Consider the following 14,062-nt stretch of genomic DNA (forward strand, 5'->3'; position numbering starts at 1 on the left):
AATCGCGTGACCGCGCGGCCGATTGGATGGGAGAACTCCATGAGCGACGACACCGACGAGTACGACGGTGGTGTCGACCTGGACGACGGTGTTCTGGATCCCGAGGACAGCCTCGTGGATCGTGGTGTGTCGGACGTCCTGGACGAGGGGTACACGCCGCCGGAACGGCCCTCCGCGGTCTTCGACTGGGGGCTCACGGCACGGGAGGCCGCGGGCCACGAGGAGCTCGGTAACCGGCTCCGGCGTGAAGTGCCGGACGTCTTTCCCGTCGCGGATGAGGGTGACGGGCTCGGGGACGCGTCCGACACGGACGGGGAGCTCTACGACGACCAGGTCGGAGAGGCGCGCGCGGGCCGGCTGGTCGAAGACCCGGACGCCGACGAGGTGTATCCCTACCTCTTCGCCTCCGACGTGGGTGTGGACGGCGCCGCCGCGTCCGCCGAAGAAGCGGCCATTCACATCGTCCCGGAATGAGTGCCGGAGCTCCTCCGGCGCTGAACGCATGAGAAAGGTGGACAGACATGGTAACGACGAGAGGTTTCGTCGGGCGGCAACGCTCCAACCGAGACCCGCGGCTGCCACCCGGTCAATACGACGCGGGTGACGAGTGGCCGGTGCTGCACGCGGAAGCGACTCCGTCGATCGACACCGCGAACTGGACCTTCACGATCGACGGCCTCGTCGACACACCGACCAGCTGGACCTGGGACGAGATCCACGCACTCGAACCGGATCGCTACGAAGGCGCCATCCACTGCGTCACGACGTGGTCCAAGTTCGGGATGACCTTCGACGGGGTCTCCATCGACACCCTGCTCGACATCACCGGGGTGCGCGACGACGCGGCGTACGTGATGGCGCGCTCGCACACTGGGTACACCACCAATCTGCCGATCGAGGACGTCGTCGACGGCCGGGCCTGGGTGGTGTGGGACGTCAACGGCGCACCGCTGGACGACATCCACGGTGGCCCGGCCCGGCTCCTCGTGCCGCACCTGTACTTCTGGAAGAGCGCCAAATGGGTGTCCGGACTGAAGTTCATGGCCGAGGACGAGCAGGGCTTCTGGGAACGAAACGGCTACCACGACCACGGTGACCCGTGGCTCGAGCAGCGGTACCAGGGGGACTGATGGCCTCCGCTTCCTCCTGGCAGACCGCGGTCGTGGCCGCCATCGGTCCAGAGGCTTCCCACGCGAAGACCTTCCGGCTGCGGCTGACCGAACCGCGGACACACCGGCCCGGCCAGTTCTACGTCGTCCGGCTGACCGCGCCGGACGGCTACCACGCCCAGCGCGATTACTCCGTGGCGAGCTCCCCCGGTGGGGACGACATCGAGATCACGGTCGAGATGCTGCCCGACGGTGAGGTATCGGGGTTTCTGCACAACGTCGTCGAAGTCGGGGATGTCCTGGAGGTCCGCGGTCCGGTCGGCAGGTTCTTCTCGTGGGACGGTGTCACGCCGATCCTGGGCCTCGCCGGGGGCTCGGGTGTCGTCCCGCTCATGTCCATGTTGCGGCTTGCGCGACGCGCGAACGGCCCCGACCTGATGCGGCTTGTGGTGTCCGTCCGATCGCCCGCCGATCTGTACTACGCGGACGAGATCCCCGGTCCGGAGACCACGGTCGTCTACACCCGCGAAGCGCCCGCGGGCAGTTCCCGTCCCGTAGGGCGCCTCACGGCCGAGGACGTTCGCCCTCTCATCGAGTCCGACCGCGAGGTCTATGTGTGCGGCTCGGCGGGCTTTTGCGACGGAGCCACCAACCTGCTTCTCGAGGTCGGAGTCGACGTGCGGCGAATCCGCGTCAGCAGGTGGGGTCCGACCAGCTGAACCGGCCGTTGCCGACACGTCGCGGTGCCAGGGGTCGTGTCGTGGCGATCACTGACGAGGCGCGGCTGTGCACCGATATCCACCGGAGACCTTCCGGCGCGTGCGCGCCGACGGGTTCGCCGAACGCGCGCGCCGCGAACTCGTCGCTGCCGGCGCCGTCGTGGAAGCGCGCGCGGCGTCGCCGTCGGAACGGCTGAGCGGCCGGGAAGCCACCATCGCGCGGCCGGCGGCCGAAGGGTGCACCGATTCCGAAATCGCCGCGCAGCTGTTCCTCAGCGGACGCACGGTCGAGTGGCACAGGGGCAAGATCTTCGGGAAGCGGCATCGCGTCGAGAAGGAAGCTGAAGGCCGCACTCAGTGGTTCGCTCGCGGGCAGCGGGGCAACGCCAGGGCTCGTGGTGAGGCTCGGCGAATCCGCTAGTCTCACCACGAGCCGTCGTCGGGCCGTCCTGCGGAACGCTGGTGGGGGCCACACCTTCGAGGTCGCGTCGCTGACGTTGCCGGCACCGGTTTCGTCCGCTCGTTACGGGCGAACGCGGATGATCGTCTTGCCCTTTTTCCGCTGGGTGGGGTTGAAGGCGGCCACGGCGTCGTCGAGGCTCGCCACGGTGCCGATGTTGGTCCGCACCCGGCCGTCTCGCACGCGCTGCACGATTTCACCCAGCTGGGTACGGGATGGCTCGACGACGAAGTCGATCGCCAGGCCGTCGGTCGGCCGGGTCTCCGGCGGGCCGGCGATCGTCACCAGCATCCCTCCGGCCCGAACCAGACCCGCGGACCGCGACCCGATGTCACCGCCGAAGACATCGAACACCAGATCCACACTGCCGACGTCGTCCAGCGCGTCGTTCTCCAGGTCGACGAACTCCTGCACCCCGAAATCGTGGGCCGTCGCGCGGTCGGCCTCGCGTCCGGTGCCCACGACGTAAGCACCGGCCTCGCGCGCGAGCTGCGCCGCCATCGAGCCGACCGCTCCGGCTGCGCCGTGGACGAGGATCCGCTGTCCCGCCTCGAGCCGGCCGTGCACGAACAACCCTTGCCACGCGGTGAGGCCTGCCATGACGAGGCCCGCGCCGGTCGTGAAGTCGACGTCGCCCGGCAGCGGCGCGAGGTTGCGGGCTTCGACGACCGCGTACTCCGCCAGCGTGCCGTCGCGAGTCCAGTCGGTCAGACCGAACACCCGTTGACCGACGGACAATCCTGCGGCGCCGTAGCTGAGGGCGGTGACCACGCCGGCCACCTCGTGTCCGGGGATCGTCGGCGTCCGGTCCCGGCCGCGGCGATCGACCCAGGTCGAGGGCCACGACAGCTCATCCCAGGTGAAGCCCGAGGCGTGAACCTCGACGACGACATCGCCGTAGTTCGCCCCCGCGAGGTCGGCGAGCATCGCCACGTCGGGGTCGGGCCGGTCCGCCAGCGTCATCCCGGCCCTTCCCGCGGCCTCGTCCGTCACCACAATCGCTTTCATCCGGAACCTCTTCTCTGTGTGTGCGGTGATCACGTCCACACTTTGTGGACTTCGCAGTCCATTATGGGGAACTCAGCCGGACTCGGCAGGTGGCCCGGGCCGCGCCGCCGAGGTTGAGTTCGAATCTACTGCCTTGCCCTCAGCGGATAAGAAGTGGACCATATGGGCCCTTGATTGCTCAGGGGGAAGTCCCCGGCCGGATCCCGTGCGGCTACTGTTGCCACCATGACGGCCGACTGGTATGACAGGCCCTGCCCGGGTCGCGACGCTTCCGAGCCGGGACCCCGTGCGCGCGTCGTGGCGGCGGCGACCACGCTGCTGCTGCGCGAAGGCGTCGGCTCGCTCACCGCGGCGCGTGTTCATGCTGCCGCGCGCGTGACTCAGGCTGAGCTCAACCAGCTGTTTCCCGACTCCGGCGGGATCGTGGAGGCGATCGTCGAGGCCCAGCTCGAGGTCGTCTTGCGGGCGCAGCGTCCCAGCCTGGACGCGGTCGAACGCCTCACGGACCTCGAACAGTGGCAGTCGCGACTGCTCGATTCGTGCGCGGCGCAAGGCGGTTGCCCTCTCGGCTCGCTCATCTACCACCTCGCTCACCGCCACGATCGTGGCCGGCTCGCCCTCGCCACAGCGTTTTCCCGGTGGCAGGGGTTGCTCGCCTCGGCCTTGTCGCGCATCCAGGCCGCCGGCGAACTCGATTCCGAGGTGGCGCCGGAAGTCCTTGCCGTCGGCGTCATCGCCGCCCTGCAAGGAGGTTATCTGCTGGCGCACACCAGCCAGGACACCGATCAATTGCGCGCCTCGCTCGACATGGCCCTCGGCCAGGTTCGCTTCCACGCGACGTGAAAGACGATGCAGTCCGAGAGCTCAGGCAGCACCGTCCTGCCCGTGGCCCAGTCGCTCCTCGGCGGCGGAAGCCGCTCTCGACCTGGACTATAGAGTCCACGTGATGAGGGTTCAACTTGCTGTTTTTCAGCGCCCAACGCCCCGTGGGACTCTGCCGTGAAGAAGTCGACTCCGGAGACGTCGGGGGGTTCGGTCGCGCGTGCCGCGGTACCCGATCGAGTCGGTCGACAAGGCTCTCCGCCTCTTGTTACTGCTGGGGGAGCGCAGCGAACTGCGGGTGACGGATGCGGCCGGGTTGACGGCCTCCGCAGTAAGAACCTCCGCTGTCGCGATAGCTGAGTACGTGGCGATCGAAGCCGAATCGACAGAGGAGTTGGTCACTTGGACGGCGACAAGCTGCAGAAGATCGCGGGCGACTGCGGTGTGGCACTGCCCGACGCCGACCTCGAGCATCGTTTCGGCCCCGATTGGGACCTCTACAAGGTGCGTGGCAAGGTCTTCCTGCTCATGACCGATCTGCCGGGGCACCCCGTGGTGGTCGTGAAAGCAGATCCGGACAACGCCACCGCCCTGCGTGAGCAGCACGCGGACATCACGCCCGGCTACCACATGAACAAGAAGCACTGGATCACGGTGGAAGGCGGGGGCACGATCGGCGCGAAGCTGGTGAAGGAGCTCGTGATCGATTCCTACCGTCTCGTGGTCGGCGGGCTTCCGAAGTCCGAGCAGCCCGTGGATCCCCAGACCTACGGCGGCCGCGCCTGAGCTGCTGCCGTCAACTCCTGGGGATCAACGAGCATCGACTCTCGGCATGCGACGGAGAGCTATGACCGACAGGTTCACCGGCCGGGAAACGGCCGCGATCGGCGGCTGCGGCGACACGGGGAAGGAGCCCGCGACCGACGCCGCGCACTGCGCTGCCGAGGATGCCGGGTTCGAGATGTTCATCCGGGCGTGGCTGGAGCTTCTGGACACCGTTCGGAGCTAGCCCGGCGATGACGGGTTGATCAGCGAGGCGATCCGGCGTGCGCGAATCCGGGCGCGCGGTGTCAATGCCGGCGCGCTGATGTCCAATGTGGACCGCGCTGAGCCCTCCGCGCCTCGCGTGACTTACGGGTTCCGCGCGGCCCGCGGACGGTACGGGTCCGTTCTGGGCGCTCGTGCGGCTGACTGGAACGCGGAGCTCGGCATGCCGAGGCGTGGGACAAGGCCACGCCCGCCGGCTACGGACTGAACTGTGAGCAGGAGGCGTCCGATGAAGGTCGGTTTGCACGCGCGGGATATTCCTGTCTTGGTCGGTGCCGCTGTCACGGAGTCGGAACTCGCGTATGACCACCTGGTGGGGCGCGACCCGGTCATGCGCTGTCTCGTTCGCCGGTTCGGCCGGCCGGAGCCGTTCAGCCACCGGCAGGAAGCCGGTCTCGGCGGCCATTTCCCGGCGCTGGTTCGCTACTTCGGTGCGCGGCAGTTGTGCGCACCGTCGACTTCCACGGTGTACACGCAGATCTGCCGTGCGTCGCGCGGGCACCCGTCTCCGGCAATGGTCGCCGACCTCGGTGCCGGCCGGCTGACCGCACTGGGTGTGCCGCGGGCGGACGCCGACGGGCTGGTGCGGCTCGCGCACGCACAGCTGGCCGGCGAAATCGACCTGGACCTCCTCGTCGGGCGCAACGACCGCCAAGTCCGGCAGATCCTTGCGCGGTACGGGATTCCCCGTGATGTGACGGACTTGTTCCTGATCCGCCGCCTGCACCGGCCGGACGTGCTGCCGGTCGACGACCCGGTGCTCGCCCGGGTCGTCCGGCGGATTTGGGCGTGTGGCAGCGCCGACGAAGGATTCGGCCGACAGTGGGCGCCGTTCCGCACTTATGCCGCGGCTCTGCTGTGGGAGGTGTCGCGGGCGGTGCCGCCACAGGTGGCCTGGAAGGTCCGAGATCCAAGGTAAGAACTGTCGCGGGCACGGCGCAGAGGATCGAGCAAACACAACTGAGCCCGGACGCAGCGGTGTGCGCACGAATGCCCGGCCTGGGTGCGATGGCTCGATTCCGTGCCGGGCAGCGAGTTCGACCAGGGCATCTTCGGCCGCGGACCTGAGAAACAGAGGCCTCATGCGCAAGATCTTGATCGTCGGCGGCGGATACGCGGGCTTCTATGCCGCATGGAAACTCGAAAAGAAGCTGCGCCGGGACGAGGCCGAAGTGACGGTGGTCGACCCACGGCCGTACATGACCTATCAGCCGTTCTTGCCCGAGGTGGTGGCCGGGTCGATCGAAGCGCGGCACGCCGCGGTGTCGCTGCGCCGCCACCTCCACCGCACTCGGATCATCACCGGGATGGTCGACGCGATCGACCACAAACGCCGGATGGTGACGATCCGGCGCGCCGGCGGGGACCCGCTCGAACAGGGTTACGACGTCGTCGTGGTCACCGCCGGCGCGGTCACCCGCAAGTTCCCGGTGCCGGGCATCGCCGAACAGGCCATCGGCCTCAAGCACGTGGAGGAAGCGGTCGCGATCCGCGACCGGCTGCTGACGTCGTTCGACCGAGCGGCCGTGCTGCCGCCCGGGCCGTGTCGGCAGAAGCTGCTCACCGCCACTTTCGTCGGGGGTGGGTTCTCCGGCGTCGAGGGCTTCGCCGAGCTGCTGTCGCTGGCGGCCGCGCTGCTGAAGCGCTATCCCGAACTGCATCGCGACGAGCTTCGGTTCCACCTCGTCGAGGCGTCAGGCCGGATCTTGCCCGAGGTCACCGACTCGCCAGGACGCTGGGTCGTGCGTTTCCTGCAACGACGTGGTGCGCAGGTGCACCTGGACACGCAGATCAAGTCGATGACCGGTGGGCACGTGGTGCTCTCCACCGGCGAGGAGTTCGATTCGGAGCTCATTGTGTGGACGGCCGGCAACGCGGCGAACCCGGTCGTGGACAAGCACACCGACCTCCCGGTGGACGAACGTGGATTCGTCGTCGCCCGGCCGGACCTGCGGGTCGGTACCGACGCCGAACCGGTGCCCGACGCGTGGGCCGCCGGCGACGACGCCGCGATCGAAGACCTCACCTCGCCGATCCCGGGCACCCGCACGGTGCCCAACGCCCAGCACGCCGTGCGCCAGGGCAAGCTGCTCGCCCGCAACATCGTCGCGACCCTGCGCGGCGGAAAGCCGAAGAACTACCGTCACCACAGCCTCGGCTCCATCGCGGAGCTCGGCATCGGTCACGGGATCTTCCAGTACCGGCGACTCGTGATCAAGGGGCCGCTCGCCTGGCTGATGCACCGTGGTTATCACGTGCTGGCCGTGCCCAGCTGGGAACGCAAGGTCCGCGTGCTCGTGATCTGGCTGACCGCCGGGTTGTTCGGCCGGGACATCCTCTCGCTGGCGTCGGTGCAGCACCCTCGCGACGCTTTCCTCGACGGCGGTGAACCCGCGGCGCTGCCGAACCGGACTTCTCAGGACCGAACCTCGCCGCGTTGAGCGCACGACCCGAAAGCAGGACAGACCCATCGGATGGTGGTCTTGATGAGCGAGCACTTCGACGCGATCGTGATCGGCATGGGCACCGGCGGTGAAGCCGCCGCTTACCGCCTCCTGGCCGGCGGAAAGCGGATCGCGGTCATCGAGAAGGAGCTGATCGGCGGGGAGTGTGCCTACAGGGCCTGCATCCCGTCCAAGACCCTGCTTCGTTCCACCGAAGCTCGCGCCGAAGCCGAGCGCACCGCCGGGCTCACGCGGCCGGGTCTGGAGTGGACGACGTTGCGTGACTACCGCGACTTCATGGTCCGCCACCTCGACGACACCGGCCAGGTCGACGGTTTGCGCAAGCTCGGCGCCACCGTGATCAAGGCGACCGCGCGCCTGGCCGGGCCCGGCAAGGTCGAGGTCCAGGGTCGCACGCTGACCGCCGACCACGTCGTCATCGCCACCGGCGCGGCTCCGAGTCACCTGTCGATCGCCGGCCTGGCCGAGGTGCCGGTGTGGACCAACCGCCAGACGACCACCCTCACCCGGATCCCGGAACGGGTGACCTTCCTCGGCGGCGGCGCGACCGGCATCGAACTCGGCCATTTCCTGACTCGGATGGGCAGCCAGGTCACCATCGTGCAGCGCGGCTCGCGCTTGCTGGACCGCGAAGATCCGGCACTGGGCGACTTGATCGCCGAGCTGTTGACTGCGGATGGAATCGACGTCCGGACCGGCGTCCGAGCGCACACCGTCCGGCGCGTTTGCGGCCGGCGTGGCGAAGAGATCGTCGTCGAGTTGGAGGACGGCACCACTGTGGACACGGATGTGCTCGTCAACGCCACCGGCCGCACTCCCCACACCGCCTCCCTGAACCTGGAGGCCGTCGGCGTGCGGCCCGGGTCCCGGGGGCACGTCGAAGTAGACGAAAACTGCCGGGCCGGCGACGGGCTGTGGGCCGTCGGAGACGTCACAGGAGTCGCGCTGTTCACCCACGTGGCCACCTACCAGGGCCGCGTGGTGGCCGACAATATCTTGGGCCGCCCGCGCGTCGCCGACTACACCGCCGTCCCCCGCGTGGTGTTCACCCAGCCCGAGATCGCCGCCGTGGGCCTCACCCCCGCGTTGGCCCGCGGCCAGGGGATCGACGTCGTGGCCTGCACCCTGCAGTTGGCCGACGAGATCGCGCGCCCCTACACCTACGAGACGGACCCCTACGGCACCTTCACGCTGATCGCGGATCGCCGGCAGCGCACCCTCGTCGGTGCCTGGGCCGTCGCTCCGCTCGCCGGTGAGTGGATCAACACCGCCGCCCTCGCCATCCGGCACCACCTCACCATCGACGATCTCGCCGACGGCATCGTCCAGTTCCCCAGCTACACGGAAGCTCTCACCCTCGCCGCCGACAAACTCGTCAGTCAGCTGCGGTGATGAGACGGCCGGCAGGATGCGGAATCCTGCCGGCCGTCGAAGGTTCGTCTTCTCGTGCGCTCGGTCAGATGGCCAGCCCGGCGCCGCCGGACACCACGATCTCCTGCCCGGTGACGTAGGCGGCCTCGTCCGAAGCCAGGAACGCGACGGTCCCGGCGATGTCCTCAGGCGTGCCCAGGCGACCGAACGGGTTCCTCTCGGCCATCGTCGCCATCGTCGCGGGGACGTCGTCAGATCCCGTGCCGAGCGCGGTCCGCGTCATGGGGGTGTCGGTGAATCCCGGGCTCACGGCGTTGACCCGGATGCGGCGCGGGGCGAGCTCCAGGGCCAGCGTCGGGATCATGGCCAGCATCGCGCCGTGCGACCCGGCCGCGATGCTGTTGCCGGTCAGGCTTCGCGTCGCTCCGATTCCCACGGTGACGATGACAGAAGCGCCGTCGGTCAGCAGCGGCAGCGCCTTGACCAGGGTGAAGAACTGCCCTTTGGTGTTGACGGCGAACACCTCGTCGAAGGCTTCTTCGTCGCAGACGTCCAGAGTCACGGGCCGGCTGACGCCGGCGTTCAGGAACAGCGTGGTCAGACTCCCGAATCGTTCGCCGACTTCGGACACCACCTTGTCGGTGTCAGCGAGCGAGCGCGCGTCGGCCTGCAAGACCAGGACGTCTTCGGGGAGCTCCTCGCGCGCCCGCGCGACGCTTTCCGGACGTTGTCCGGTGACCGCGACGCGATAGCCACGGCTGTGCAAAACCTGCGCGGTCGCCTTCCCGATCCCGCTGGTGCCGCCGGTGATCAGGGCTGCACGTGCCGACATGGTGATCACTCCACAGTAGTTGGTGTCTTGACCGGACAGCTCGATGACGTGGCGCCGAGTGCGGCCGGTGTCGCGCGGTGCCGGAGGACGGCTTCCCGCGGATCCATCATGCATCGAAGAGAACTATATAGTCCACTCGTGCGGCCGACCCGCGGCGGGTTCCTGGGCTGCTACCGTCGCCAACTCGGTTCAATCGCACCGGGGAATGAGCGAGATCAGCGCGCGGCCCGAGGGTGCCCTTCTGGATCGACGTGACCTGGTCCTGGACTATGTAGGCCACATTTGGGACCCTGGCGTCGTGACCATGACTCGCACCGGGAAGCGCGCAACCAAGGAACAGCGCGCCGCGTACGAGCACTTGGGCTCGCGCGGCGACTCGCTCGCCCGGTGGGTGCGGTCGACAGGACCGATCGACGCCTACGAGACCCACCTTCCGGTCGAGGTCCACGGTCCGCTCGAATGGTTGTCGTTCACGGTCGCCTCGCGGCAGCTCAGCAGGGCGACCGCTTCGGCGATCTACACCCGGCTTGTCGCGCAGCTGGGCGGCGCCATCACCGCCGAGCGGGTCGTCACGGCCGACGAACGGACTTTGCGCGGCGCCGGCCTGTCCCACCAGAAAGCCACGGCGATCCGTGGGCTTGCGGAACACGCCGATGACGGCCTGCTGGACCCGGGCGGGCTCGCGGCGATGTCGGATGCCGAGATTCGAACCAAGCTCGTGGCCGTGGCGGGTATCGGTCCTTCGACAGCGCAGATGTTCATGCTGCGGTACCTGCGTCGACCGGACATCTTCCCGGCCGGCGACCTCGCTGTGCGCTCGGCGATCACGACATTCGATCGACTGGACAGGCGGATCACGCCGAAGGCCGCGGAGCGGCGCAGTGAGCCATGGCGGCCGTACCGGTCGTATGCGACGTCGTACCTGTGGGGCTATCTGTGGGAGCAGCACGGCGACCTGAAGGATCCGGCGTGAACAGTATCTTCGTTGAAGCACAGGCGAAACAGACCGCCGGCCGCTCGGCCGAGGCCGGCTCATGAGTGCTCTACGACTACGTGATCGTCGGCGGGGGCACGGCCGGGTGTGTGGTGGCGGCGCGTCTGTCGGAGGACGCTGACAGTCGCGTGCTCCTGCTCGAGTCCGGTGGCCCCGATACCAAGGCCGCAATCTCCGACCCACCGGCGTGGCCCAGTCTCTGGGGTACCGAAGTCGACTACGGCTACCGCACCGTCGGGCAGGCCGGCACCGGCGGGGCCGCACACGACTGGCCGCGCGGTCACACCCTCGGCGGGTCGCACAGCATCAACGCGATGGTGCACCTGCGAGGGCACCGCGACGACTTCGACCAGTGGGCCAGGATGGGCTGCACGGGCTGGGACTACGACTCGGTCCTGCCGTATTTCCGGTGCATGGAATCCGTGCCGGGCCGCGATGCCCGCCTTCGCGGCACGGACGGCCCGCTGCGCCCGGCACCCTCGGCCGCACCCAACCCGCTCTCGCAGGTGTTCGTCGACGCCGCGGTGGCCGCCGGACACCCGCCGACCGGCGACTTCAACGGTGCCGACGGTGAAGGTGCCGGCTGGCACGACCTCTCGATCGCGGACGGGGTGCGACAGAGCACCGCCGCGGCCTACCTGCGGCCGATCCGGGACGGTCGGCCCAACCTCACCGGTGGCTACCGGCGCCCGCGCACACCGGCTGCTGTTCGCGGCCGGCCAGTGCACCGGTGTGGAATACCGGCAGGACGGCGCCGGCCACATCGTGTACGCCGACCGCGAGGTCATCCTCAGCGCCGGCACGGTCGACTCACCGCGACTGTTGCTGCTCTCCGGTGTCGGGACCGTCGCAGACCTCGAACGCGCCGGTGTCGACGTCGTGCACGACCTGCCCGGCGTCGGCCGCAACCTCCACGACCACCCGCTGTGCAACGTCGTCTACGAGGCCGCACGGCCGATTCCGCCCGGCAAGACCAACCACGCCGAGACCTCGATGGTGTCGCGCAGCGACCCGAGCCTCACCGGGCCCGACATGCAGCTGATGTTCATGCACGTCCCCTTCGGCCCGCCGGCCCTGCCCGCCCCGCCGAACAGCTTCACCTTCGGACTGGCGACCGTCCCGCAGGCCCGCGGCGCCGTCCGCATCGCGGGGCCTGATCCGAGCGCACCGCCACTGATCGACCCGAACTACCTGGGGGCCGAGCGCGACGTGCTGCGCCTCGTCGACGCCGTCGCCGTGGCTCGCGAGATCGCCGCCGCGCACCCGTTCGACGCGTGGCGCGGGAAGGAACTGCACCCTGGCCCGGAGGCCCGCGACCAGCAGAGCCTGCGCGAGTTCGTGACCCGTGCCACCGGCACGTACTTCCACCCGGTCGGCACCTGCGCGATGGGCACCGGCCCCGACGCGGTCGTCGACCCCGATCTGCGTCTGCGCGGTGTGCGCGGCCTGCGGGTCGCCGACGCATCGGTCATGCCGCGCATCGTCTGCGTCAACACCAACGCGGCCACGATCATGATCGGCGAAAAAGCCGCCGACCTCGTCCGCGGCCGCGAGGTGGCCGGCTCGGTGTCCTGACGCTCTCGCGGCGGTCGGTCGTGCACAGGGAGCGCAGCGACGCCCACCGAGCGGCAATGCTTCGCTGGGCGCGAGGTCGACCGTCGGGGAACGAACGAGGTCGCGACGCTGCCGGTAAGACTTCGAGACGGACCGACACCAACCACTTGCCCGATGACGCGGGTCGCCGCACGCACCCGCTGCGACCGCTGAGCCGCACACAGGAGGGGTAAGGGAATGAGCGACGCCGAGCCGTCGGCCGGAGACCGGGATCTCGAAGCTCTTCCGTGAGCGCTGTTCGCGAAAAGAATTGTCTCCACCACGCAGTGGATGTCAAGCCGATTGACGTCCTGCCTGAGCGATGACAAGCAGATCGGCACCATTTCGGATCCACGACAAGCTCATTGCCCAACCCGCTTAGGGAGGAGGAAGCCGACTGTGCCCGTCGCCCCTGCACTCGCCGTGCCCCGCAACGCCGGTGCGGTCGAAATTGTGCACATCCCGGTTCCCGAAGATGTGGATTTGCCTCCGCTGCCCACCCAGGCTGATTCATGGGTGGGGCATTACCAGCGGGTCCTGCTCAATGTCCGCACCGGCGAGATGTCGTTCTTCTGCGCTGACTGGCGGATGTACGTGCCTGTTCTCGGAGATGGGGATCGGTCGGTCTGGAAGTCGCAGTACCCCGGCGAGAGTCCGATCAACTCGATGAACGCGGCCACTCGGCCGATTCCGGAGTTGCTGATGTTCTTCATCGACACCTGGACGCGCGTGGATTTCCCCGCCGCGGGGCGTCCGTCGACGCCCGCGTGGGTGTACCTGACTCGCGAACAAGGCGACGCGTTCGTGGCTTCGCTCGTGCCGCCGGCGCAGCAGTTGGTCGACAACCTGTTCCGAGTGCCCGGCACCGACGATCTCGAATGGTCCGCTGAATCCGTGGCGGCCGTGCGGTTGATCGATGCCGCGTGCAGCCGATACCACCAGGGACCGCGGGGTGTCGAGACGTCGCTGGAGGGCATGATCAATTGCGCTGATGCCGTCGCGGCAGTGCCGGGGTTGGTCCGAGGTGAGTGGGCCGAGATGCAAGACACCGAGCTCGACGACGCGGCCGACGTGCTGAGTAGGTCTCGGTACCACCTCGACTCGCAGCTTCGAGAGGAGTTGGGAAGGCCGTGCGAGGAAGGCAGTGGCATCGGGCTGAAGGTGTACGGAGCGCGGGCGTGGCTCTACGCCTACCGCGCCCACGAGGCCGACAACCGGCCGATTCTGGATGCGGCCAGGTGGTTCGCCGAGCCTGCGCACACCCTGATCGGCCGGATGACCGCGGACCACGACGACGAAGCCGTCTCGGTGTTCGCCGAGCGCGAGCGCACCGCCGCCCTGCGGGACGGGATCAAACTGGTCGGGGCCGAAGCTGTCGCGCACGCCTACCGGGACGAACTGCGGTCCCGCCTCATCGACGACGAACTGACCCAAGCCCGCGAGGCCGTCGAACGGCTGCAGCGTGCCAAAGCGGCCCGTGCCGCACTTCTCGCACAGATCATCAGCTGGGGCGATGCGCGGTACCACAGTGACAACGACGCAGAACTGGGCCGTCGTGCCGGGATGACCCGACAGGCCGTCAACCACCTCCGCAAGGCACTTTCCGACGACGTCGACAACGGTGATTGACTCCGATGTGGCG

The 14,062-nt window shown here is 68.6% G+C and carries 15 protein-coding genes and 1 pseudogene; 14 read left to right on the forward strand and 2 right to left on the reverse strand.

Annotated elements, in window-relative coordinates:
* The first annotated feature begins 39 nt into the window (after positions 1-39).
* From AB0383_RS47040 to AB0383_RS47055, 4 genes are all read left to right on the forward strand, one after another.
* Positions 40-474, forward strand: coding sequence for a DUF5709 domain-containing protein (locus tag AB0383_RS47040; protein ID WP_364179232.1), 435 nt, complete (start codon positions 40-42; stop codon positions 472-474).
* A 47-nt stretch (positions 475-521) separates the two neighbouring features.
* Entirely contained in the window at positions 522-1,130 is a 609-nt protein-coding gene (locus AB0383_RS47045) for a sulfite oxidase-like oxidoreductase (protein WP_364179231.1), read from the forward strand.
* Positions 1,130-1,828, forward strand: a complete 699-nt coding sequence (locus tag AB0383_RS47050; protein ID WP_364179230.1) for an FAD-binding oxidoreductase — start codon at positions 1,130-1,132, stop codon at positions 1,826-1,828. The genes AB0383_RS47045 and AB0383_RS47050 overlap by 1 nt, the downstream gene beginning before the upstream one ends.
* A 100-nt stretch (positions 1,829-1,928) precedes the next feature.
* Positions 1,929-2,249 (forward strand): helix-turn-helix transcriptional regulator, encoded by a 321-nt coding sequence (locus tag AB0383_RS47055; protein ID WP_364179229.1) that lies wholly within the window; start codon positions 1,929-1,931, stop codon positions 2,247-2,249.
* A gap of 102 nt (positions 2,250-2,351) precedes the next feature.
* Here AB0383_RS47055 and AB0383_RS47060 read toward each other — a convergent pair whose 3' ends face one another.
* On the reverse strand, positions 2,352-3,296 hold the full coding sequence (locus AB0383_RS47060; RefSeq protein WP_364179228.1) for an NADP-dependent oxidoreductase: 945 nt from the start codon (positions 3,294-3,296) through the stop codon (positions 2,352-2,354).
* 225 nt (positions 3,297-3,521) lie between these two features.
* Between AB0383_RS47060 and AB0383_RS47065 the strand changes: the two genes are divergently transcribed.
* The 6 genes from AB0383_RS47065 (at position 3,522) to AB0383_RS47090 (ending at position 9,022) form a co-directional block, all read left to right on the forward strand.
* Entirely contained in the window at positions 3,522-4,139 is a 618-nt protein-coding gene (locus AB0383_RS47065; RefSeq protein ID WP_364179226.1) for a TetR family transcriptional regulator C-terminal domain-containing protein, read from the forward strand.
* 381 nt (positions 4,140-4,520) lie between these two features.
* Positions 4,521-4,904, forward strand: a complete 384-nt coding sequence (locus AB0383_RS47070; RefSeq protein WP_366191010.1) for an MmcQ/YjbR family DNA-binding protein — start codon at positions 4,521-4,523, stop codon at positions 4,902-4,904.
* A gap of 61 nt (positions 4,905-4,965) precedes the next feature.
* Entirely contained in the window at positions 4,966-5,127 is a 162-nt protein-coding gene (locus AB0383_RS47075; protein ID WP_364179223.1) for a hypothetical protein, read from the forward strand.
* A gap of 267 nt (positions 5,128-5,394) precedes the next feature.
* Positions 5,395-6,084 carry a hypothetical protein gene (locus AB0383_RS47080; protein WP_364179221.1) on the forward strand — a complete coding sequence of 230 codons (690 nt, stop codon included), beginning with the start codon at positions 5,395-5,397 and terminating at the stop codon, positions 6,082-6,084.
* A gap of 163 nt (positions 6,085-6,247) precedes the next feature.
* Entirely contained in the window at positions 6,248-7,606 is a 1,359-nt protein-coding gene (locus AB0383_RS47085) for an FAD-dependent oxidoreductase (RefSeq protein ID WP_364179219.1), read from the forward strand.
* A 45-nt stretch (positions 7,607-7,651) separates the two neighbouring features.
* On the forward strand, positions 7,652-9,022 hold the full coding sequence (locus AB0383_RS47090) for an NAD(P)/FAD-dependent oxidoreductase (RefSeq protein WP_364179217.1): 1,371 nt from the start codon (positions 7,652-7,654) through the stop codon (positions 9,020-9,022).
* A gap of 64 nt (positions 9,023-9,086) precedes the next feature.
* Here AB0383_RS47090 and AB0383_RS47095 read toward each other — a convergent pair whose 3' ends face one another.
* Positions 9,087-9,833: an SDR family oxidoreductase gene (locus AB0383_RS47095; protein WP_364179215.1), complete on the reverse strand. Its 747-nt coding sequence runs from the start codon at positions 9,831-9,833 to the stop codon at positions 9,087-9,089.
* 67 nt (positions 9,834-9,900) lie between these two features.
* Between AB0383_RS47095 and AB0383_RS47100 the strand changes: the two genes are divergently transcribed.
* From AB0383_RS47100 to AB0383_RS47115, 4 genes and pseudogenes are all read left to right on the forward strand, one after another.
* Positions 9,901-10,806, forward strand: coding sequence for a hypothetical protein (locus AB0383_RS47100; protein ID WP_366191014.1), 906 nt, complete (start codon positions 9,901-9,903; stop codon positions 10,804-10,806).
* Positions 10,807-10,886: 80 nt separating this feature from the next.
* Positions 10,887-11,465: pseudogene (locus AB0383_RS47105) on the forward strand (GMC family oxidoreductase N-terminal domain-containing protein); the annotation flags it as partial.
* Positions 11,466-11,502: 37 nt separating this feature from the next.
* The gene (locus AB0383_RS47110) at positions 11,503-12,402 is read left to right on the forward strand and encodes a GMC oxidoreductase (protein WP_364179211.1); all 900 of its coding nucleotides are present in this window, start codon (positions 11,503-11,505) and stop codon (positions 12,400-12,402) included.
* A 441-nt stretch (positions 12,403-12,843) separates the two neighbouring features.
* Positions 12,844-14,049, forward strand: coding sequence for a hypothetical protein (locus AB0383_RS47115; protein WP_364179209.1), 1,206 nt, complete (start codon positions 12,844-12,846; stop codon positions 14,047-14,049).
* The last annotated feature ends 13 nt before the right edge of the window (positions 14,050-14,062 follow it).

It is taken from the genome of Amycolatopsis sp. NPDC051373 (genome assembly GCF_040689465.1).
Lineage (GTDB): Bacteria > Actinomycetota > Actinomycetes > Mycobacteriales > Pseudonocardiaceae > Amycolatopsis.